This is a genomic window from Gordonibacter massiliensis (ex Traore et al. 2017) (assembly GCF_019731765.1).
GTDB lineage: Bacteria > Actinomycetota > Coriobacteriia > Coriobacteriales > Eggerthellaceae > Gordonibacter > Gordonibacter massiliensis.
In genome coordinates this window covers 1-21,212 of record NZ_JAASIO010000011.1, presented here as the reverse complement: position 1 = coordinate 21,212, position 21,212 = coordinate 1, and the positions used below count along the sequence as shown (strand labels likewise).

Sequence of the window (21,212 nt, the reverse complement as noted above, 5' to 3'; positions counted from 1 at the left end):
CGGCCTCCGGCCTCCGCTCAGGATGACGAAGGGGGCCGCGCTCGCTGAGGATGACAAGGAGATCGCCCCTACGGGGCAACCGGCTATAGAAAGGTAAAACCAGCCAACAGAAAGGAAACCAACCATGGCTGTTACGATCTACCACGAGCAGGACGCGAACCCGGAGCTCATCCAGGGCAAGAAGGTGGCCATCATCGGCTACGGCAGCCAGGGCCACGCCCACGCGCTCAACCTGAAGGATTCGGGTTGCGACGTGCGCGTGGGCCTGCGCGAAGGCTCGAAGTCGCGCGAGGCCGCCGAGGAGGCGGGCCTCAAGGTCATGAGCGTGGCCGACGCGGCCGAAGAAGCCGACCTCATCATGATCCTCACGCCCGACGAGGGGCAGGCCGCCACGTACGAGGCCGAGATCGCCCCGCACCTCGAAGCCGGCGACACGCTAGCGTTCGCGCACGGCTTCAACATCCACTTCGGCTACATCGAGCCGCCCGCGGACGTGGACGTGGTGATGATCGCGCCGAAGGGCCCGGGCCACATGGTGCGCCGCGTGTTCACCGAGGGCGCGGGCGTGCCGTGCCTCATCTGCGTGCAGCAGGATGCGTCGGGCCAGGCCAAGGACGTGGCGCTGTCGTATGCCTGGGGCATCGGCGGCGCGCGCGCCGGCGTCATCGAGACCACGTTCAAGAACGAGACCGAAACCGACCTGTTCGGCGAGCAGGCGGTGCTGTGCGGCGGCGTGACGGCGCTCATCAACGCCGGCTTTGAGACGCTGGTGGAGGCGGGCTATCCGCCCGAGATGGCCTACTTCGAGTGCTTCCACGAGATGAAGCTCATCGTGGACCTCATGTACGAGGGCGGCATGGCGAACATGCGTTACTCCATCTCGAACACGGCCGAGTACGGCGACTACTACGCCGGCCCCCAGGTCATCACCGACGAGGCCAAGGCCGCCATGAAAACCATCCTCGCGCGCATCCAGGACGGCAGCTTCGCCCACGAGTTCATGGAGGACTCCAAGAACGGCCAGAAGTGGTTGCTCGAGCAGCGCAAGGAGCACGCCGAGGCGCAGATCGAGGAAGTGGGCGCCAACATCCGCTCGATGTTCAACTTCGCGCGCCGGTAGGTTCGCCGACCGGCCGCAACGGAGAGGGGCCCGACACTGAATTGCCCGGCCCCTCTCCTGCATGCGCTGTCGGCCCAAAAACGCGTTTTGGGGTTGAAAAGCGCGTTTTTGGGCCGACAGCGCATGCGCATCGCCTTGTTTTTCGGGCGCGCTCTGGTTCTCGGCGCGGTGACGGCCGTCGGCCGGAGCGCTTCGCATGCTACAATGCCGCTATGATCCGCAGCGCCGACATATACGAGCTCCGACTCTTCGACCGAACGCTTGCGCGCTTCTCGTTCGGCGAGGACGAGCCCGCCGTGCTCCACGAATACGACGCCGCGTGCGAGAACTTGTTTCCCGCAGGGTTGCGCCTCACCGACGAAGGCCTCTGGCATTGGCTTTCTACGCGGGCTCTGCCGCAGAACCGTCGGTTCGCCACCGAGCTTTGCCGGTCCTTGGGCTTGTCGGTGAACGACCGCAGCGGCATCCTCGCCGTGAGTCGCGGTCTTTCCCTCAACGACTCCTATTGGATCGTGCCGGAGGGATGCGACGACTCCTTCGCCGATTGCAACCTGTACGAGAACGGCTTTTCGTCGGTGCTGGCCGCCGTCGCCTACACCGGCGTCGTGAGCGACCAGCGCGGTCTTACGCCCGCCACGCCCGAACTCACCACCAACGGCGCTTTGCGCAAGGCATGGCGCATCGAGTCGGACGGAACCAGACGGCTCTACAAGGGCAGCACCGATGCCCGCGCCGAGTACGGCGAGGCGCGCGTGGAATTCTTGGCGTCCCAAGTGGCCGAGGCCATGGGATTGCATTCCGTGCGGTACGGATTGTCGCGATGGGACGATGCCTCTCCTGACGTATGCTCGACCTGCGACTGCTTTTGCACGCCCGAGGTGTCTTACGTGCCCCAAGCGCTGGCGTTCGACCAGTCATCGCACACGGCGGCGGCCCGATCGTACCTTCTTTGGGGCTTGGACAGGTTCGAGCACTACGCGTCGATGATGGTGTTCGACTCCCTCGTATACAACACGGATCGCCATCTGACGAACTTCGGCGTGCTGCGTGCAAGCCGCACGGGCGAGTATCTGGGATGCGCTCCCGTGTTCGACAATGGACGCTCGCTGTTCTTCAACTTGACGTTCGACCAAGCGGACTCGTTTGCGACGGAATCGAACTTCGTGCTGCCCTCGTGGCCGCAGGTGACGTTCGACGAGCAGGCGCGGCGTTTGATAGGCGAGGTGCAGGTCGGGCAGCTGAACCGGTTGGCCTCCTTCGAATTCACCAACAGCGAGGCGCATCCTTTCCCCGATGCCTTCTTGAGCTCCCTCTCGTCGTTTGTCAGGCGTCGCGCCGAAGAGCTCTCGACGTTTGAACCCGTTTCGCGGGATATGCTGCTTGAGGCCGCACAGAGGGCTTAGATGCGCTCGCTGCTTTCGCAATTCATAGGTTATTTCGCCGCTCGTCCTTAAAGGGCGGGCGGTTTCGTTTTATCATGGGGGCCGTTGCGCCGGCGGAAGATAGAATGCTCCAGCGCAGTAAAGCGAAAAACATAGGAATCGAACTCTTGCAGAGGTGGTTGCCGTTATGACGAAGAAGGTTCTGGTTGCCGAGAAGCTGGCGGACGCGGGCGTCGCGCTGCTGCGCGACAAGGGCTACGAGGTCGACGTGAAGCTGGATATGTCGCCCGACGAGCTCGTCGCCGAGATTCCCGGCTACGACGCGCTCATCGTGCGCTCGGCCACGAAGGTCACGCGCGACGTGATCGAGGCGGGGAAGAACCTGCGCATCATCGGCCGCGCCGGCGTGGGCGTGGACAACGTGGACGTGGAGGCCGCCACGGACAGCGGCGTCATCGTGTGCAACGCCCCCACGTCGAACATCGTGAGCGCCGCCGAGCACACCATGGCCCTCATGCTGGCCTGCGCGCGCAACGTCGCCCAGGCCAACGCCTCCATGCACGCCGGCAAATGGGAGCGCTCCAAGTTCACGGGCGTAGAGCTTTTCGAGAAGACGCTCGCCATCTTCGGCTTGGGACGCATCGGCGGCCTGGTGGCCGAGCGGGCGAGCGCGTTCGGCATGAAGCTCGTCGGCTACGACCCGTACTGCAGCCCCGAGCGCGCCGAGCAGCTGGGCGTGACGCTCTACGACGACGTGGACGCCATCGTGCCGCTGGCCGACTTCATCACCGTGCACCTGCCCAAGACCAAGCAGACCATCGGCATGTTCGGGCCCGAGCAGTACGCCCGCATGAAGGACGGCGTCATCCTGGTGAACGCGGCGCGCGGCGGCATCTACAACGTGGACTCGCTGGCCGACTTTCTGGCCGCCGGCAAGATCGGCGCCGTGGGCCTGGACGTGTACGAGAGCGAGCCCTGCACGGAGAGCCCGCTGCACGAGTTCGACAACGCCATCCTCACGCCGCATCTGGGCGCGTCCACCAAGGAGGCCCAGCTGCGCGCCGGCGTGCAGACGGCCGAGTACGTGGCCGCCGGGCTCGCGGGCTCCATCGTGCCTACGGCCGTGAACATGGCACCCGTGCCGCCCGAGGTCATGGACGCGGTGGGGCCGTACGTGCCAGCCTGCCAGATGATGGGCAGCATGCTGGCGCAGATCCACGGCGAGGTGCCGCAGTACCTGAAGCTCACGGCCGCCGGCGCGCTCGCCGCCGCCGACCCGTCCATCCTCGTGGCGGGCACGGTGAAGGGCCTCTTGTCCTACCAGGGCCGGGCCACGGTCACGCCCGTGAACGCCGATGCCGTGGCCAAGCGCCACGGCATCAAGGTGGAGACGCAGGCGCGCCCCGACGCCGACGGCTACGCTTCCACGGTGGCCGTCATGGCCGACGGCACGGAGGTGGCCTGCACCCGCGGCGACGCCGCGCAGACGGCGCGCATCGTGTCGCTTCTGGGGTACAAGATAGACATCGCGCCGGGCCGCCAGTCGCTCATATTCGAGTACGTGGACGCTCCGGGCCGCATGGGCACCATCGGCACCATCCTGGGCGAGGCCGGCATCAACATCACCACCATGCAGATCGGCGCGAAGCCCGAGGACCAGTGCGCACTCGTCTACATGAACGTCGAAGGCGCGATCGATGACGCCGTGCTGGACCGCCTGCGCGCCGAGATCCCCGAGCTGAAGAACCTCTGGTACGTGAAGCTGTAGCGAAAAGGGCGAGCATTCGGTCAATCGCACGGACCTGAATGACTGCGAAGGCGAGAAGGGCGGTTCCGGAGAGGAATCGCCCTGTTTCATAGAAGGGCAGATGAAACGAACGAAGAGGGCATGGAGCGCGCTCGCCGCCGCCTTTGTTCGAATCCGCCATCCGCCGCAGATCCGCATGCTTGCAAAGGTGGAATCCGTTGTGCAAGAATGAAGTTCGTTCTGTGCGGGGGGGGGGATCGCCGATGAATCTATTCCAATTGAATTTGTTTGTGAACACGATCCACAGCGGCTCAATGAAGGTTGCTGCGGATAACTTCTATATTTCGCAGTCCGCCCTGAGCCAAAACATCAAGAAGCTCGAATCCGAATTGGGATGCACGCTCATCGATCGCACGCATTCTCCCCTGAAGCCGACCCTCTATGGGAAAATCGTGCTCGACCGCGCTGAAAGAATCCTTTTTCTCGCGAACGAGATCGAGGAGGAGATAGCGCGTCGGAAACGAATCGATGCGCGAACGATAAGGGTTGGCTCTTTCTATCCCACCTTGGCCAATTCGGAGATGGTGTACGTGGCCAACGCTCATCCGGATTTGAATTTCAAGGTGACGATCGATGACGAGCCTGCGGTTCTATCGGGATTGATCAAAGGGCTATACGATTTTGTTTTCCTCTCGAAATCTCGTTCCGTACCAGGCTTCGATTCCTTTGAATTGACGAGAGAGCAGCTTTTCGTATCGCTTCCAAACAAACCTCCGTTCTCGGACAAGGACTCGATCGAATGCAACGAGATAACCCATCTGAAGGTTACCGTGCCGACCGATCTCGATGGCGTCAGCCCTTGGTACTATGAATTTCTCGACGAGATCGGAATGAACTGGGAAAACGTTCAGGAATCCAGCTCGGAAGAGTACTTTGCATCCATGGTCGACCCGAACGTGATACATTTCCGGTCGTCTCTCATGACCGCGCCCCTAACGATGCTTTCGGAAAAACGGCATCTTCCGATCGTGGAGCCGGAAATATGGCGATCCATACTCGTGATGTATCCAACCGTGAAAACCGATGACCTCGAGCCTATTCTGAAAACGCTGAAAAGGGGAGTGCAGGCCGCATCGGCTATATCGGTCATTCCGAAGCTGCTCCAATTCAGCGCGTCTTCAAATCTGACGATCGAGGAATCCGCAAAAAAGAACGACGAATAGAACCTGGTAGGGCTCGACCATCCGGCAACCTTCAGGTTTGCTTAACTATAGTGAAGCAAAGAGCGGGAATGAAAAAGACCTGCTTGCTCTAGGCTTGTTTTCAGGAGCTCGATCGACAAGTTTCTTTGTTGGTCGGATGAGAGAAAGAGGAGGCCATGGCAAGCACACAGGACAAAACGGTCTACAAGACCACGGGATGGTGCGGATTCGCATCGGGCAGCAATACGGCTGCCGTTGACGTCAAAGACGGCAAGATCGCCCGCATCCGCCCCGTGCATTTCGACGAGGAATACGCCGAAGACGAGATCAATCCATGGAAGATCGAGGTGAGGGGCCACACCCTTACGAGCGGCATGACCACTACGGTGTCGCCCATGGCGCTTGCCTACAAGAAGCGCGTCTATTCTCCGAACCGCGTTCCTTACCCGCTCAAACGCGTGGATTGGGACCCCCAGGGCGAGAGGAACCCGCAAAACCGCGGCATCTCGAAGTACGAGCGCATCAGCTGGGATGAGGCGACCCAGATTTGCGCCGATGAGATTCGTCGCGTCATAGACACGTACGGGAATTACTCGATTCTCTGCCAGGGCGACGGGCATGGCGAAACCAAGGTCATACATGCAAGCCATGGCTGCAACACTCGTCTCATGGGCCTGATGGGCGGCTTCACCCTTCAAGCAAGGCAGCCGGACAGCTGGGAAGGCTGGTATTGGGGCGCCAAGCACATGTGGGGCATGAATCCGCTCGGCCAGCAGGCCTTGCAGGAGAACACGCTTTGGGATATCAGCGAAAATGCCGACGCCGTTATCTGCGTCGGTTGCGATCCCGAGACCACGCCCTGGGGCTGGGGCGGATTCATGGCCTCCAAGATCAGCTATTTCTGGTCGGAGATCGGCATCAAGCAGATATACATTTGCCCGGACCTCAATTACGGCGCGGCGATCCATGCGGACAAATGGATAACCCCGCTTCCGAACACCGACGCTGCCCTTTGGCTGGGAATAGCCTATACCTGGATCGAGGAGGGAACGTACGAAAAAGAGTACGTCGCAACGCATACGGACGGGTTCGACTGGTTCGAACGCTACGTCATGGGCGGCGAGGACGGCATTCCCAAAACCCCTCGGTGGGCAGAGTCGAAATGCGGCGTTCCGGCGGCGGAGATCAAGGCGCTTGCGCGCTATTGGGCAACGCACAACGTCTCAACGGCTCACTGCAACGGCGGCGGGTACATCCGCAGCTGCTTCTCGACGGAGCCCGCGCGTTTAGAGGTCGCCCTTCTCGCGATGCAGGGCGTGGGGGCTCCCGGCCGCACGATGTTCAAGTTCATCGAGTGGGGGTTGTTCGGCATGGAGGGCTTGAACTCGCTTCCCAAGGGCGAATGGGGCACCTTCATGTGGGCGGCTTATTCCGGGCATGTCCAAGGAACGTACCTCACGAGCTTCATCCCGCAAACGCTGGTTCCGAAAGCGATCCTCATGCCCGAAGGGGAAAAGCTCACCTGGCCGGGACGCGTCGTGTGTAACATGCCGCTGGAGGATCAGTACGTCGACTACGAGTTCCCGCTTCCTGGTGCCGAGCGCATACATATGATCTGGACGGACACTCCTTGCTGGTCGACGTGCTGGAACGGCGGGAACACCATGCAAGAGGCCCTGCGCGACGAATCGATAGAGTTTTACCTGGTGCAGCATCCTTGGATGGAGAACGACACGCTGTTCGCCGATATCATCTTGCCCATCTCGACCAAATTCGAGCAGGACGACATCGGGACGTCGTTCCAGTGCGGTGAAAACGACATGGTGGTCGACGAGTTGCCGGCGATCGATCCGCTTGGCGAGGCCAAGTCCGATGCGGAAGCCGTATTGGCTATCGCTGAAAAGCTCGGCATGGCGGAAGAGCTTATGGAAGAGTGGTGCTATTCCCCCGATTTGAAGGGCGCCGTTGCCGGCAAGTCGGGTGGACAGATCGCGCCCGACCAGGTAGGCCACATCATGGGCGAGCCGTCGTTTGAAACGATGAAGCGCGTCGGTTACGAATTCGGCGGATGCAGCGAGCATATGCCGTTTGAGAAATTCCAAGAAAAGGGATACCTGCCCATTCGCTTCAAGGACGAAGCCGATTGGAAAAGCGATCCTGTCGGCATGCGCGCGTTCTACGAAGACCCTGAGAACAACCCGCTCGAAACGCCGACGGGCAAGATCGAGTTCTACTCGCTGAGCATCCACGAGCATTGGCCGAACGACCCTGAGCGACCTGAGGTTCCGCATTGGATCGAAGAGTCCGACGAGCACAAAGAGCGCCTGTCGAGCGATCGGGCCAAGGACTATCCTTTCTTGCTCATGTCGAATCATCCTCGCTGGCGCGTTCATGCGCAGGGAGACGACATCACCTGGTTCCGCGAGATTGCGACATGCAAGGTCACCGGGCCCGACGGGTACCAGTACGAACCCGTTTGGATCAACCCGCGCGATGCCGAAAGGCTTGGCATCGAGGACGGCGACATCGTTCGTCTGCACAACGAACGCGGCAGCGTTTTGGGCGGGGCGATGATAACCGAGCGCATCCGCGAGAACGTGTTGAGCCAAGACCATGGAGCGCGTGTGGACGGCATCGTCCTCGGCACGGGCGGGCTCGATCGCGGCGGCGCGAACAACCTCATCTGCCCGACCGCAACGACGTCCAAGAACGCGCCCGGCGAAGTGACCAACGGCTTCCTCGTCGGCATCGAAAAGGTCGATGTTTTCGAATTGGCCGAGAAATACCCCGACCAGTTCAATCGGCCGTTCGACAAGTCCGAGGGCGCTCTCGCCAGCACGAAAATCGTTCAAGCTTAAATGAGACTCCGTGGAGAGGATGGAAATATGTCCAGGAAAGTGTTTGTAATAGACGTCGATAGGTGCAATGGCTGCCATAGCTGCCAAATTGCCTGCAAGGACGAGCACTGCGGTACCGCTTGGCTTCCGTATGCCGCGGAGCAGCCGGACACGGGGCAATTCTGGTGCAAGGTGCAGGAGGAGGTGCACGGAAGCGTCCCGAAGGTCAACATCACGTACACGCCGATAATCGGAGCTCAAAGCGATGCTGTTCGGGATTACGCTCCCGAGTTGCTTATGGACAGGGACGACGGGCTGATCGTCATCGATCCGAAGAAGGCGAAGGGCCGCAAGGACTTGGCGGAGAAATTCGAGGGCATCTATTGGAACGAGGCGCTGGAGATCCCCCAGGGATGCACCGGTTGCGCGCACCTGATAGACGACGGCTGGAGCGTCCCGCGCTGCGTCGACGCCTGCCCGGTGGGAGGCTTGCGCTTCGGCGATGAAAGCGACTTTGCGGAAGAGATCGGCAAGGCGGAGAGGCTCGACCCCGAATCGAACGTCTATTACCTCAATCTTCCCCAGCGCTGGGTCGCTGGTCAGGTCATCGACGACGCGGCCGACGAGGTGGTCATAGGGGCGACGGTGTCCCTAGAGCCTCTTGACGGTTCTTTCGAGGCCCTGGAGACGGCAACCGACGAATTCGGCGACTTCTGGTTCAGGGACCTGAAGGAGGCGGATTACCGCCTGACGGTTTCGGCTGCAGGGTACGCTTCCCGGGAACGAACCGCATCCACCAAGGAAGCCGATTGCAATGCGGGAATGATTCTCTTGGAAAAGTCTGCCTAGGCACACGGAACAACGTTCTTGTCGTAGGGGTTGCATCGAAAATGAACGAGACTCCGAATATTGGACGGTTGCATAAAGTTCTCAAGCGGCTCTGATCGAATGGCCTCGGTATTGCACCGGGGCCATTCCTTTAGACCGACTTGGTAGCGGCCGTTGTTCCGATAGTGCAAGTGCTGAACATGTCCTGATTGGGGACAGTCCCCAACCAGGACGTTTTTGCCGCAGGTGCGGCGGTTCTGGCACGAATGGGGCCGATCTGGCAGGTACGGATCCGCGCCCTGGTCACGATGCGACGTACACTTATTTCATAGCCGATATCGCCCGCGCCGCACAGGCTGGCCGTGTTCGTGCGGACGACTTCGGACGGCTCGACGTGAACGGGGTGGTCGCATGGAAACTTTGGGGAAGCGCGCGTTTTCGATGGCGATGGCGCTGGTTTTGGCGCTGGGGCTCGTGCCCGCGGCCGCCTTCGCCGAGGAGCCTGGGGCGACGCCCCCGGCCGGCGAGACTACTCCCGGCGAAACCGCAACCGGCGGGACGGCGCCCGGCGAGACCCCGCCGGAGGCGACGGGCGAAACCGCAGCCGACGGCGCCGCCAAGCCCGTGCCCGAGAACACGGTGTCCGGCGAGGCCCCGTCGTCTGAAGACGCCGCGGACGCGCCCGCGCCCGACGGTGCCGAGGATGCGGCTTCCAACGTTCTCGACGCGAGCGCTCCCACGATGAAGCAGCATGATTTCGGTGACGGGAGCGGCCCGCAGGAGGCCATCTACATCGAAAACGATGCCGAGTTGGCGAAGGTCGGGAAAGACCCCGCGTATCCGGCCGACGGGAACTACTACCTCGCCCCCTCGACGTTTCGGCCGAAGTCCGATTTCGCTCCCATCGATGCGACGTTCACCGGGCGCTTCGACGGCAACGGCGCGCGAATCGAGCTCGCGATGGACGTTCGCTTCGTGCGTGGGACGGCCGACGGTGGCATCTCCTTCCTGTCGATGTTCCGCAAGAACGCCGGCCTGATCGAGAACCTGCTCATAACCGGAGCGGTCACCACGTCCAATTCCCTCGAACCCGCCGCCGCCATGTACGCCTCGGCGCTGGCGTACGAGAACAGCGGCACCATCCGCAACGTGAAGCTGGACTGCGCCATCGGGCCGGTGGGCCTGGTGGGCGGCATCGCGTGTTTCAACGAGGCCGGCGGCGTCATCGAAGGCTGCACCGCGGACGGCGACTTGCAGGGAACGGCCGTCGGCGGCATCGCGCTGTCGTCGTCGGGCCGCATCGCGTCTTGCGAGAGCCATCTCGACCTCGAGGGGCAGGGTGCGGGCATCGCAGCCCGCGCGGAGGGCAACGCGGTTTTCGAAAGCTGCGTCAATTACGGGAACATCACGGGCACGGTTGCCGATGCGGCCGGTTGCTTCCTCTACTTCAACGACGACGCGCATGCGATCAACTGCGCGAACCACGGTGCCGTGACGAACACCAGTTCCGACAACAACTCGCTGACGGGCGGCATCCTGGCGCATTTGGACGGCAAGGGCGTTCTGGAGAACTGCGAGAACCACGGCACCGTGTCGGGCGACGGCTCGGTCGGCGGCATCGTGGGCAGCATCAGCCCCGAAATCGATTACGACTGCTACATCACGGGATGCGTGAACCACGGCGCCGTGTCGGGCACGGGCGACGGCGTGGGCGGCATCGTGGGCGCCAACAACGCCGGCGTCTTACTGTGCGTGAACCACGGCACCGTGCAGGGCCGCTCAGAAGTCGGCGGCGTGATCGGCGACAACAAGACGTTCGGCATGGCCCAGTCGCTTTTGAACGACGGCGACGTGAGCGGCGTGGACAACGTGGGCGGCATCGCTGGCTCCACGTCGGCCTCGCGGGTGATCTTCAAGGTGCCCATCGGGTTGGACCACGCGCTCGGCCTATGCGCCAACTACGGCGCCGTGACGGGAACCGGTACGGGATGCGGCGGTGTGGTGGGCTATCTGAGCGGCCACTACCTGGAAGATTGCTTCAGCGAGGGAGCCGTGCACGGCAACCTGCGGGTGGGCGGCGTCGTGGGCGACGCGAGTGCGGATATCGCGTACTGCTACTCCACGGGCGACGTGGAGGGCGAAAGCGCGGTGGGCGGCATCGCAGGCGACATGACGGACACGCCCCAGCCGCGCAGCTTGAGCGAATGCTACGTGGCGGGCGGCGTTTCGGGCTCGGACGACGTGGGAACATTCGTCGGCACGCGCAACAAGAGCACGGGGAACTCCCGCCTGAGCGATCTGTACTACAACGCCGACCGCGTGAACCTCTCCCCGGTGGGCAACAACTCGACCAACGACAACGACGTCCGCGTCGAGGGGCGCACGACCGACCAGATGTTGGAAGAGGGCTTGCGCGACGAGCTGGGCGACGGCCGGTGGTCGTACACGAGCGCGCGCTCGACATCGCATGACGGCGCGTTCGAGCTGCGCTGCTATCCGCTGCTGGCCCCGTTCGCGCCGGGTGGGGCGGCGGCTGCGCTCGGCGTCGGATACTCCGGCGTCGTGTCGCGGCACGACTTCGAGAGCCAGGAGCTCGACGGTTCGGAGGAGCCGGTGTTCGAGGAGTTCGCCTTCCTCTACACCGCAGACGATCTGCTTGAGGCCGCGAACCATCCCGATCAGAACTACGTGCTGGCAAACGACATCTACCTGGGCACGGCGTTCGCCGGGTTGGGCGGCGCGCAGGGATATCGCGGCAAATTCGACGGCATGGGACATACCGTCACGCTGTCATACGACATGGCTGGATTGGCGGCCGTGCTCGACGGCGGTAGGATCATGAACGTGAAGGTGGACGGCGTTCCGCGCGCCGACGGCGAACCGTGCGGCTCCCTTGCGGGCGAGGTCCGCAGCAACGCGATGCTGTACAACTGCATAGGCAGCGCGATGCCCGAAGGCAGCATGGCCGGCGGCGTGGCGGGCCTCGTGTCCGGCGACGACGTGCTCATCCGCGCGTGCGCGTGCGAGGAGGACATCATGGCGCCGGATGCCGACGGCGTGGGCGGTCTGGTGGGCGCGGTGACCGGCGATCGGCTGCATGTTCAGGATTGCCGCGTCGAAACGGACTTCCTGTGGGGCGGCGATCGCACGGGCGGCCTGGTGGGAAGGCTTGCGGGCGATGACGCGCAGATTTCCGATTGCACCGTGCGCAGCGAGGTTCAAGGCGATGATATGACGGGCGGTCTGGTGGGCGAGCTGTCCGGTGCGAACGCGCGGATAACGGGCTGCTCGTGCGTCGGCAAGACCTGGGGCGCCTCGATAACCGGCGGGCTCGTGGGCAGCCTGTCGGGCATCAGCGTGCAGGTGGAAGGGGCTTCCCACGACGGTCTCGTCTCCTGCTGGGGCGGAAAGATCGGCGGCGTCGTCGGGCGACTGTCGGGTGCGGGCGCGCATTTGGAAGACGTTTCCTGCAGCGGAGGCGTTGTCGGGCATGACGCGACCGGCGGTTTCGTCGGCGAGCTGGCGGCGGACGACTTCGCGCTCGCGTCGTATACGAACACGGCACCGGTGCGCGGCGACAGCGGCGTGGGCGGCATCTACGGGCTTGTGACGGGTGCGCGCGCGATCCTGTCCGCATGCGCCAACGCCGCCGCCGTGTCCGTCGACGAGGAAGCGAAGAACCCTGAGGGGGTTGGCGGCTTGGTGGGCCGCATCGAGGGCGCGGGCGCCGTGCTGGACGGATGCTCGAACGTCGGCGCTATCAGCGGCGACAGGTGCACGGGCGGTATCGTGGGCAGCATGGCCGCTGCGAACGCCGTCGTGCGTTCTGCCGGGAACGACGGCAAGGTGACGGGCGGCTACTCGACCGGCGGCCTGGTCGGACGCGCGGAAGGCGACGGCGCGCGGATCGAGTCCGGCTCGAACACGGCCAGCGTGACGGGCAACGATGCGACCGGTGGCCTCGTCGGCTCCGTCTACCGCATCGACGGCGTGTACGCTTCGTACAACACCGGCAAGGTGACGGGCGGCGAAGGGGTGGGCGGGGTCGCGGGGTCCTCGGAAGGCCCGACTTCGGGCGACCCGTCGAGGATCAAGGGATGCGCCAACCATGCCCGGGTGCTCGGCAGAAACGAGGCGGGCGGCGTTGTGGGCGAGATGGCCTCTTCCGTTCCCTTCGCCGACAGCTCTGTGACCGAGAGCCTCAACATCGGCGAGGTTTCCGTCGAGGAGCAGGAGCACGCCTACGTGGGCGGCATCGTCGGCCGCTACTATGCGTACGGCACCATCGAAGACTGCTACAACGGCGGGCGCGTGACCGCGCCCGCCATCGAGGCGAGCTATGCCGGCGGCGTCGCGTCCTACTCGTCGGGACTGCGGGGCAAGGTGGAGAACTGCTGGTATGCAACGGAATCGAACATGCAGATCGAAGGAGCGCTTGTATCCAACGGCGGCTCCGTGAAGGACGACGAGTACGACAACGTGGGCGGGCTTTCCATCGTCGATATGACCGGCGAAGGTGCGTTGTCCGCGCTCAAGTTCTCGGAGCCGACGCATTGGCAGACGCGGGCGAACGAGGGGGCTGCGGCGCAAGAGGGCGTGCCCGCGCAAACCATGAACTTCCCCGCGCCCGCCGTGCTGGCCGAGCGCGACGGCTACCCGTGGCCGCGCATCGAGAACCGCGTCGTGGACCTCGACTCCGACGATCTCGTGCAGACGAAGACCTACACGGGCAAGCCGGCAGCCTTCGATCTGGAGCTTCCCGGCAACCCGCACTACACGGTGCAGTACTGGCGGCCCTTGTGGCGCGAGGATCTAGGCTACAACGTGTACACGCTGACGTCCGAGCCGCCCACGTTGCCGAGCACCGAGGTGAGCGAGGGGCGCTATATGGTCAAGATCGCCATCGACGAGCCGTACTACACGGCGAACGGCGACAGGGACGAGGACGGGTGCTTCACCGGGTATCTCACCGTCGAAAAGGCCCCCTGCGCCATCAAGGCCGATGACCAGGCCATCCTGTACGGCGAGGACGAGCCGGATTACACGTATACGGTGGAAGGGCTGGTGAACGGCGAGACGCCCGACGTAATCGACAGCGTGGGTGCGCCGCGCATCTCCGGCTGGTGGGAGCTCGGCACGCATGAGATCGCTTTCTACGGCGCAAGCGACGACTGCTACGACATCACCTTGCTTCCCGGTACGCTCACGGTGACCCAGGACAGCGCGGAGGGGCGCTACTCCGTCAGCGGCGAGAAGGGCGGCAACGGCCACGACGACTGGTACGTGGGCCCCGTGACCATCGCGCCGGACGGACGCGACGGCTACGACCGCATACGCGACCAGAGAAGCGCGGAGTGGAAGACCTCGCTCGCCATCACGAGCGACACGCCCCAGGAAATCATCGAGACCATCGAGGTGGGGAAGTCGTCGACGGGGGCGTGCACGTCGAAGTCCGAAGTGTCGCTCAACGTGTGCACGGCGCCGCTCACGCTGACACGGCTCTCAGCCGCGAACGGCGCGGTCTCCTACGACCCGGCCACCGCGACGTTGGAGCTGACGTTCAGCCAACCCGTGGAGCGGGGCCACGGCTTCTTCGCGGTGCGCGCGCCCGACGGCGCCGAGTTGGCCCGTCTCGATGCGAACGGCTCGCAGGTGCAGGTTTCGGAGGACGGCTTGGTTGTCAGGCTGGTTCTACCGCAAGCGTTTGAGGCGGGTAAGCTCTATCGACTTGCGGTCGACGGCGACGCGCTGTACAGCCGCTACGGCGCGCGGCTGGTCGGCGCGGGGGCGGGCGCGTGGAGGTTCGGCGCGGGCGAGGATGCGGACGAGCCGGTGTTCGAGTCCGCGTCCGTTGCGGCCGAAAGCACCGGGTCGGGCGGTGGCGAGGCTCCCTCGTCGCCGGCGCTCGCGAGCACGGGCGACGCGGCGGCTCCGCTCGTCGTGGGCTTGGCGCTGGCATCCCTCGCTACGGCGGCTGCAGCGCTCGCGGCCCGCAAGCGGCGCGTGTCGAAGTAAGATCGGGCGACGAGCGACGAAGCGGGGCCGCTTTGCGCGTTCGTCGTGATTTCCCACTTCCGCACTCGGCATATTTGCTATGATAGTCAAACCAAATTGAGCCGCCCGTCGTCTATGGTTTCCACCGGGCGCGATGGCGACGGGCACGTGACGGAAAGGACGTACGCACATGACGCGCAAGATCGACATCTTCGACACCACGCTGCGCGACGGCGAGCAATCGCCGGGCGCTTCCATGAACACCGAGGAGAAGCTGGTGGTCGCGCGTCAGCTGCTGCGTCTGAACGTGGACGTCATCGAGGCCGGCTTCCCCATCTCGAGTCCCGGTGACTTCGAGTCCGTGCGCCGCATCGCGGAGCTCGCGGGCGACGCGGCCGTCGTCTGCGGCCTCACGCGCGCCGTGGAGAAGGACATCGACTCGGCCGCCGACGCGCTCAAGTACGCCAAGCGCCCCCGTATCCACACGGGCCTGGGCGTGAGCCCCAGCCACTTGCGCGACAAGCTGCGCATTTCCGAGGACGAGTGCGTGGAGCGCGCCGTCAAATGCGTGAAATACGCCAAGAAGTACGTGGAGGACGTGCAGTTCTACGCCGAGGACGCGGGCCGTTCCGACTACAACTTCCTCGTGCGCGTCATCCAGGCCGTCGTGGACGCCGGCGCCACCGTGGTGAACATCCCCGACACGACGGGCTACTCGCTGCCCACCGAGTTCGGCCAGCGCATCAAGTACCTCATGGAGGGCGTGCGCGGCATCGAGAACGTCACGGTGTCCGTGCACTGCCACAACGACTTGGGCATGGCCACGGCCTTGGCCATGGAGGGCGTGAAGAACGGCGCCACGCAGGTGGAGTGCACCATCAACGGCCTGGGCGAGCGCGCGGGCAACACGGCCATGGAGGAAGTGGTCATGGCCATCAAGATGCACGGCGACGAGTTGGACGCCCACACCGACATCGCCACGCGCGAGTTCTGCAAGGCGAGCCGCCTCGTGTCGTCCATCACCGGCATGAACGTGCAGGCCAACAAGGCCATCGTGGGCGCGAACGCCTTCGCGCACTCCTCCGGCATCCACCAGGACGGCGTGCTGAAGAAGCGTGACACCTACGAGATCATCGACCCGGCCGACGTTGGTGCCGGCACGAGCCAGATCGTGCTCACGGCCCGCTCGGGCCATGCGGCCTTGAAGCACCGCTTGGAGGAGCTGGGCTACGAGCTGGAGGGCGAGGCGCTCGACCAGGTGTACGAGGCGTTCCTCAACCTGGCCGACAAGAAGAAGGAAGTGTACGACGAGGACCTCGAGAGCCTCGTGAACGAGCGCGATCGCAACGAGAGCGCGCTCTACACGCTCGAAGGCGTGCAGATCAGCTGCGGCTTCCCGCTCACGCCCACGGCCACCGTCACCCTGAAGAACGCGGCCGACCAGACGGTCACGGCATGCGAGTACGGCACGGGCCCCATCGACGCCATGTGCAAGGCCGTGAACAAGATCGTGCAGGTGGACAACGACCTCACCGAATTCGCCGTGCAGTCCGTCACGCGCGGCATCGACGCGCTGGGCGAGGTGACCATCCGCGTGACCGACCCGTCGGGCGACATCTACACGGGCCGCGGCGCCGATGGCGACATCGTGGTGTCGTCCACGAAGGCGTACCTGAACGCCCTCAACCGCCTGCTCAACGACAAGCAGGAGAAGCGCGGCTAATCGCGGCGCGCACGTTCCGGAGTTTTTTGCGGCGGCCCGTCTTCGGACGGGCCGCCCTGGCTTTCAAGAGGGAGTCGGCATCCTCTTTGCTTCACCCGAAGTGTTGGTACGGCGCGAGCGCGCCTTGGCAGCCCGTCCGGGCCTGCTTGCACAAAAATCACCGATCTCCCCCTACTTGACGAGGCGGCGCGGCCTGTCTTGCAGTATATGCTTCCTGCGAGCAGGAAAAACGCTAGCTCATTAGTGCTGAGCGCATGCGTGGCGAGGCGCTTCCGGGCTCCTGGAGGGGGAGATCGGTGATTTTTGCGCATCCGGGACCGGCTTGGCGGTGTCGGCTGGCCGTCCGCCGCGCGTTGACGCCGTGCAATCCCCAACGATCCGCTTTGAATTGTTACTGCGCCGACAGCGTTTCCCGACCGTTGACGGGTTTCCACAAAACAACGACTGACAGGTGGGCGATGCGCGCGGTATGCTGACGGGAGCGGTCGGGTTGGCCGCGAGGTTGGGGGTGACGGCGCCGCCGTCGCCGGATGAAAGGATGCACGAATGGAAAATCCCGCTCAGAAATCCTATCAGCTCTACATCGACGGCCAGTGGGTCGACGCCTCGGACGGCGGCACGATCGACGTGTTCTGCCCGGCCAACGGCGAGCAGCTTTCCACCATCGCCGACGCGACGAAGGACGACGTCGATCGCGCGGTCGACGCGGCGTGGAAGGCATTCGAGACCTGGGGCAAGACCGACAAGGCCCAGCGCGCCATCATCCTGAACAAGGTCGCCGACGTCATCGAGGCCAACGCCGAGAAGCTCGCTCTTCTTGAGTCGCTCGACAACGGCAAGCCCATTCGCGAGACGCGCGCTATCGACGTGGCGCTCTCCGTCGATCACTTCCGCTACTTCGCCGGCGTGCTGCTGGCAGATACGGGCGAAGCCGACTTGCTGCCCGGCAACATGATGTCGCTCGTGCTGCACGAGCCCATCGGCGTGGTCGGCCAGATCGTGCCGTGGAACTTCCCGTTCCTCATGGCCGCTTGGAAGCTCGCCCCCGTGCTCGCCGCCGGCGACTGCACGGTGTTCAAGCCCTCTTCCACCACCTCGCTCACGGTACTCGAGCTGGCCAAGCTCACCGAGGACATCATCCCGGCCGGCGTGTTCAACGTGGTCACGGGCCGCGGTTCCAAGTCGGGCCAGTACATCCTCGACAACCCGAAGATCAGCAAGCTCGCGTTCACCGGCTCCACCGAAGTGGGTCGCGACGTGGCCCGCGCTGCGGCCGAGCGCCTGATCCCGGCCACGCTCGAGCTGGGCGGCAAGTCCGCGAACATCATCTTCCCCGACTGCAAGTGGGACATGATGCTCGACGGCATCCAGCTGGGCATCCTGTTCAACCAGGGCCAGGTGTGCTGCGCCGGTAGCCGCATCTTCGTGCACGAGAGCATCTACGACAAGTTCGTCGAGGACGCGTGCCGGGTGTTCGGCAACGTGAAGGTGGGCATGCCCTGGGAGGACGACACCCAGATGGGCAGCCAGGTGGACCAGAACCAGCTCAACAAGATCCTCGAGTACGTGGACATCGCCAAGCAGGAGGGCGGCAAGGTGCTCTGCGGCGGCGAGCGCATCACGGAGGGCGAGCTCGCCAAGGGCGCGTTCATGAAGCCGACGCTTATCGAGGTGCCGAACAACTCCTGCCGCGTGGCGCAGGAGGAGATCTTCGGGCCTGTGGCCGTGGTCATCAAGTTCTCCGACGAGCAAGAGGTCATCGACCTGGCGAACGACTCGGTGTACGGCCTGGGCGGCGCCGTGTGGACCCGCGACATCAACCGCGCCTTCCGCGTGGCGCAGGGCGTGCGCACGGGCCGCATGTGGGTGAACACCTACAACCAGATTCCCTCCGGCGCGCCGTTCGGCGGCTACAAGGAGTCCGGCATCGGCCGCGAGACGCACAAGATCATGCTCGAGCACTACACCCAGACGAAGAACATCATGATCAACCTGGGCGAGGAGCCGAGCGGGTTCTACCCCGAGAAGTAAGCAAACGTGACGGATGCTAGAAGGAACGGGGCGCTTCGGCGCCCCGTTTTTGCGCCCCGCCTCTCTCGCTCGCAGTCGGGCGTGGCGGCTTCTACAGCATGCGCCGAAGCTGCTGCTCTTTGATCTCGTTTTCCAACGAGGAGTGCACGATGTTTGCGAAAGGTCCAACGCCCTCCATGAGGCGGGCGCGATGCAGGTCGCAGGTGCGCCGCACGAGATAGGACAGAAACGCGCCGGTGTAGAACTCGGCAAGGAACTCGACGCTCGCATCCTTGAGCCGCCGGTTGCTCAACACGAACGCGATGTCGGAGCGCACGGCGGGAAGGTACAGGTCGTACAGATAGTCCTTCAGGCAACCCGCCTCGCTCATGCGCAGCACGCGCGCGTAGTAGGCACGCCTCCCCTCGAAGCACGCCGCCAACGCCTCGAAGAACTCCGAGCCGTCGAGCGAGCGCACGCCCTTCTTGATGAAAACGTAATAGGGAAGGGAGGAGCACGGATCGTCCGTCGGCTGTTCGAACACGAGCTGGCCCGCGTTGAAACGACGGTGCAGCTCGCAGGCTAGATCGTGGCGAAACGTCCAGGCTATCAGGTGGTTCTTGTCGGTGAAATGATAGTAGAACGTCTTGCGATTCTTGCCTGCCTGGGCGATGATGTCCGACACCGATATCTTCTCCGGCGGTTTGCTTTCCGTCAGGGCGACGAACGACTCGGCGATTTCGAGCATGGTTGCTGGCGATCCCATGATCAACCTCCCAAAAAACGAACCCTGTCTATCGCAGCAGGCGAACGACGAGGCGCGCACCTCCACGGTGCCCCCGTCATCCTTGTTCCCGCTGCCCTCATTATGACCACAAAAACCAAAAAGTGGATAACAAAGTGCTCCGTTTTTACCCAGATCAAAAGATTTGCTGGTCCATTCGTTTGAACGTGCGGCGTATCCTTTGACTCAAGAGGCCGGGTGTTTCCGGCGCTATGTTCGGAAATGAACGGAGGACGAGATGGACTTTTCTTTGACCGACGAGCAAGAGCTTCTTCTTGAGAGCGTGCGCGAGTTCTGCGAGCGTTACTTCACCGAAGACGTTATCAAGGAGATGTACGAGACGCAGAAGATGCCCGACGAGGTGGCCGAGGCGTACCGCGACATGGGCTTCGGCCTCATGGGCATCCCTGAGGAGTACGGCGGAATTCCGGCTGACAAAGTCACGTTGGGCCTGATGATCGAGGAACTGTACCACTCGAGCGGCTGCAACCACATCCTGTACCAGAACTCGCTTACCATGTTCGACATCGTGGAGTTCGGCTCGCCCGAGCAGATCCAGAAGTGCATGGACGCCTATCTCGAAACGGGTTGGCCGCTGTGCTCGCTCTCGATATCCGAGCCGGGCGCGGGCTCCGACAACCGCAACATGAGCTGCACGGCCAAGAGGCAAGACGACGGCACCTACCGCCTGAACGGCCAGAAGACGTGGGTGACCATGGGCGAGCACCTGCCTTACACCATCGTGGTGGCCAAGGACGAGGACCCGTCGCGCGACAACGCCAAGATGAGTCTGTGGCTGGTGAACATGGACCGCGCGGGCATCTCCACCGCGTCGCTGCACAAGATAGGGCAGCAGTGCATCCCGTTTTGCGAGGTGTACTTCGACGACGTGGTGCTCACCGAGGACGACCGCATGGGCGCGCCGGGCGACGGCTTCATGATGCTGATGAAGAACTTCGAGGTGGAGCGCGCCTTCCTCGTGGCCGAGCAGGTGGGCCTGGCGCAGGCGGCCCTCGAGGACGCGGCGGCCTACGCCAACCAGCGCATCGCATTCAACAAGCCCATCGCGAACTTCCAGATGATCCAGGAGAAGCTCACCGAGATGGAGATCCGCGTGCAGAACACCCGCAACATGCTGTACAAGACGCTGTGGGAGCTGGACAACGGCATCTCCGTGCAGCTGGACTCCGCCCTGCTCAAGCGCTACGGCTGCACCGAGTGCTTCAACGTGGCCGACATGGCGCTGGCCATCTACGGCGGCCTGGGCTACACCACCGAGGTGCGCATCGGCCGCATCTGGGCCGACATGCGCGGCAATATGTTCGGTGGCGGCACGCCCGAGATCATGGCCTACATCGCCGGTCGCCAGGTGGCGAAGAAGTACGCCCAGTAAGCCTCCTCTTCTCCTTGCGGGCGAGATGCGCGGCGCGAACCCCCCCCCTCCGCGTCGCGCCTCCCGCTTGCGTACTTATCGGATTCAGCCTTCGAAGGAAAGGACCCGCATATCATGAACATCATCGTCTCGTGCAAGATCGTCCCCGACGACCAGGACATCCAGGTGGCGTCCGACCGCACCCTGGACTAC

General features: G+C 63.6%; 11 protein-coding genes. 10 read left to right on the top strand and 1 reads right to left on the bottom strand.

The features are described from left to right. Positions 1-124 precede the first annotated feature (124 nt). The 9 genes from ilvC (at position 125) to HCH03_RS11815 (ending at position 18,864) form a co-directional block, all read left to right on the top strand. Positions 125-1,120: a ketol-acid reductoisomerase gene (gene ilvC, locus HCH03_RS11855; RefSeq protein WP_221689672.1), complete on the top strand. Its 996-nt coding sequence runs from the start codon at positions 125-127 to the stop codon at positions 1,118-1,120. A gap of 212 nt (positions 1,121-1,332) precedes the next feature. Next, positions 1,333-2,523 carry a hypothetical protein gene (locus HCH03_RS11850; RefSeq protein WP_221689671.1) on the top strand — a complete coding sequence of 397 codons (1,191 nt, stop codon included), beginning with the start codon at positions 1,333-1,335 and terminating at the stop codon, positions 2,521-2,523. A 166-nt stretch (positions 2,524-2,689) separates the two neighbouring features. After that, positions 2,690-4,270 (top strand): phosphoglycerate dehydrogenase, encoded by a 1,581-nt coding sequence (serA, locus tag HCH03_RS11845; RefSeq protein WP_185905051.1) that lies wholly within the window; start codon positions 2,690-2,692, stop codon positions 4,268-4,270. A gap of 197 nt (positions 4,271-4,467) precedes the next feature. Further along, positions 4,468-5,472: a LysR family transcriptional regulator gene (locus HCH03_RS11840; protein ID WP_221689670.1), complete on the top strand. Its 1,005-nt coding sequence runs from the start codon at positions 4,468-4,470 to the stop codon at positions 5,470-5,472. A 155-nt stretch (positions 5,473-5,627) separates the two neighbouring features. Continuing rightward, positions 5,628-8,309, top strand: coding sequence for a molybdopterin-dependent oxidoreductase (locus tag HCH03_RS11835; protein WP_221689669.1), 2,682 nt, complete (start codon positions 5,628-5,630; stop codon positions 8,307-8,309). Positions 8,310-8,336: 27 nt separating this feature from the next. Next, positions 8,337-9,137: a carboxypeptidase regulatory-like domain-containing protein gene (locus HCH03_RS11830; protein WP_221689668.1), complete on the top strand. Its 801-nt coding sequence runs from the start codon at positions 8,337-8,339 to the stop codon at positions 9,135-9,137. Positions 9,138-9,527: 390 nt separating this feature from the next. Beyond that, on the top strand, positions 9,528-15,131 hold the full coding sequence (locus HCH03_RS11825; protein WP_221689667.1) for an MBG domain-containing protein: 5,604 nt from the start codon (positions 9,528-9,530) through the stop codon (positions 15,129-15,131). 169 nt (positions 15,132-15,300) lie between these two features. Next, a complete protein-coding gene (locus HCH03_RS11820; protein WP_080143289.1) occupies positions 15,301-16,833 on the top strand; it encodes a 2-isopropylmalate synthase in 1,533 nt (510 codons plus the stop codon). A 546-nt stretch (positions 16,834-17,379) separates the two neighbouring features. Next, entirely contained in the window at positions 17,380-18,864 is a 1,485-nt protein-coding gene (locus tag HCH03_RS11815; RefSeq protein WP_221689666.1) for an aldehyde dehydrogenase family protein, read from the top strand. A 91-nt stretch (positions 18,865-18,955) separates the two neighbouring features. Here the strand turns inward: HCH03_RS11815 and HCH03_RS11810 are convergent, their stop codons facing one another. Then, on the bottom strand, positions 18,956-19,609 hold the full coding sequence (locus HCH03_RS11810; RefSeq protein ID WP_080143287.1) for a TetR family transcriptional regulator: 654 nt from the start codon (positions 19,607-19,609) through the stop codon (positions 18,956-18,958). Between the two features lie 256 nt (positions 19,610-19,865). Here HCH03_RS11810 and HCH03_RS11805 point away from each other — a divergent pair, with 256 nt between their 5' ends. Then, positions 19,866-21,020 (top strand): acyl-CoA dehydrogenase family protein, encoded by a 1,155-nt coding sequence (locus tag HCH03_RS11805; RefSeq protein WP_221689665.1) that lies wholly within the window; start codon positions 19,866-19,868, stop codon positions 21,018-21,020. Positions 21,021-21,212: the final 192 nt, after the last annotated feature.

Bases quoted from the DNA above. Each gene is read 5' to 3' on its own strand.
- ilvC (WP_221689672.1), top strand. From the start codon at position 125: ATGGCTGTTACGATCTACCACGAGCAGGACGCGAACCCGGAGCTCATC.
- HCH03_RS11850 (WP_221689671.1), top strand. From the start codon at position 1,333: ATGATCCGCAGCGCCGACATATACGAGCTCCGACTCTTCGACCGAACG.
- serA (WP_185905051.1), top strand. From the start codon at position 2,690: ATGACGAAGAAGGTTCTGGTTGCCGAGAAGCTGGCGGACGCGGGCGTC.
- HCH03_RS11835 (WP_221689669.1), top strand. From the start codon at position 5,628: ATGGCAAGCACACAGGACAAAACGGTCTACAAGACCACGGGATGGTGC.
- HCH03_RS11830 (WP_221689668.1), top strand. From the start codon at position 8,337: ATGTCCAGGAAAGTGTTTGTAATAGACGTCGATAGGTGCAATGGCTGC.
- HCH03_RS11825 (WP_221689667.1), top strand. From the start codon at position 9,528: ATGGAAACTTTGGGGAAGCGCGCGTTTTCGATGGCGATGGCGCTGGTT.
- HCH03_RS11820 (WP_080143289.1), top strand. From the start codon at position 15,301: ATGACGCGCAAGATCGACATCTTCGACACCACGCTGCGCGACGGCGAG.
- HCH03_RS11815 (WP_221689666.1), top strand. From the start codon at position 17,380: ATGGAAAATCCCGCTCAGAAATCCTATCAGCTCTACATCGACGGCCAG.
- HCH03_RS11810 (WP_080143287.1), bottom strand. From the start codon at position 19,609: ATGGGATCGCCAGCAACCATGCTCGAAATCGCCGAGTCGTTCGTCGCC.
- HCH03_RS11805 (WP_221689665.1), top strand. From the start codon at position 19,866: ATGGACTTTTCTTTGACCGACGAGCAAGAGCTTCTTCTTGAGAGCGTG.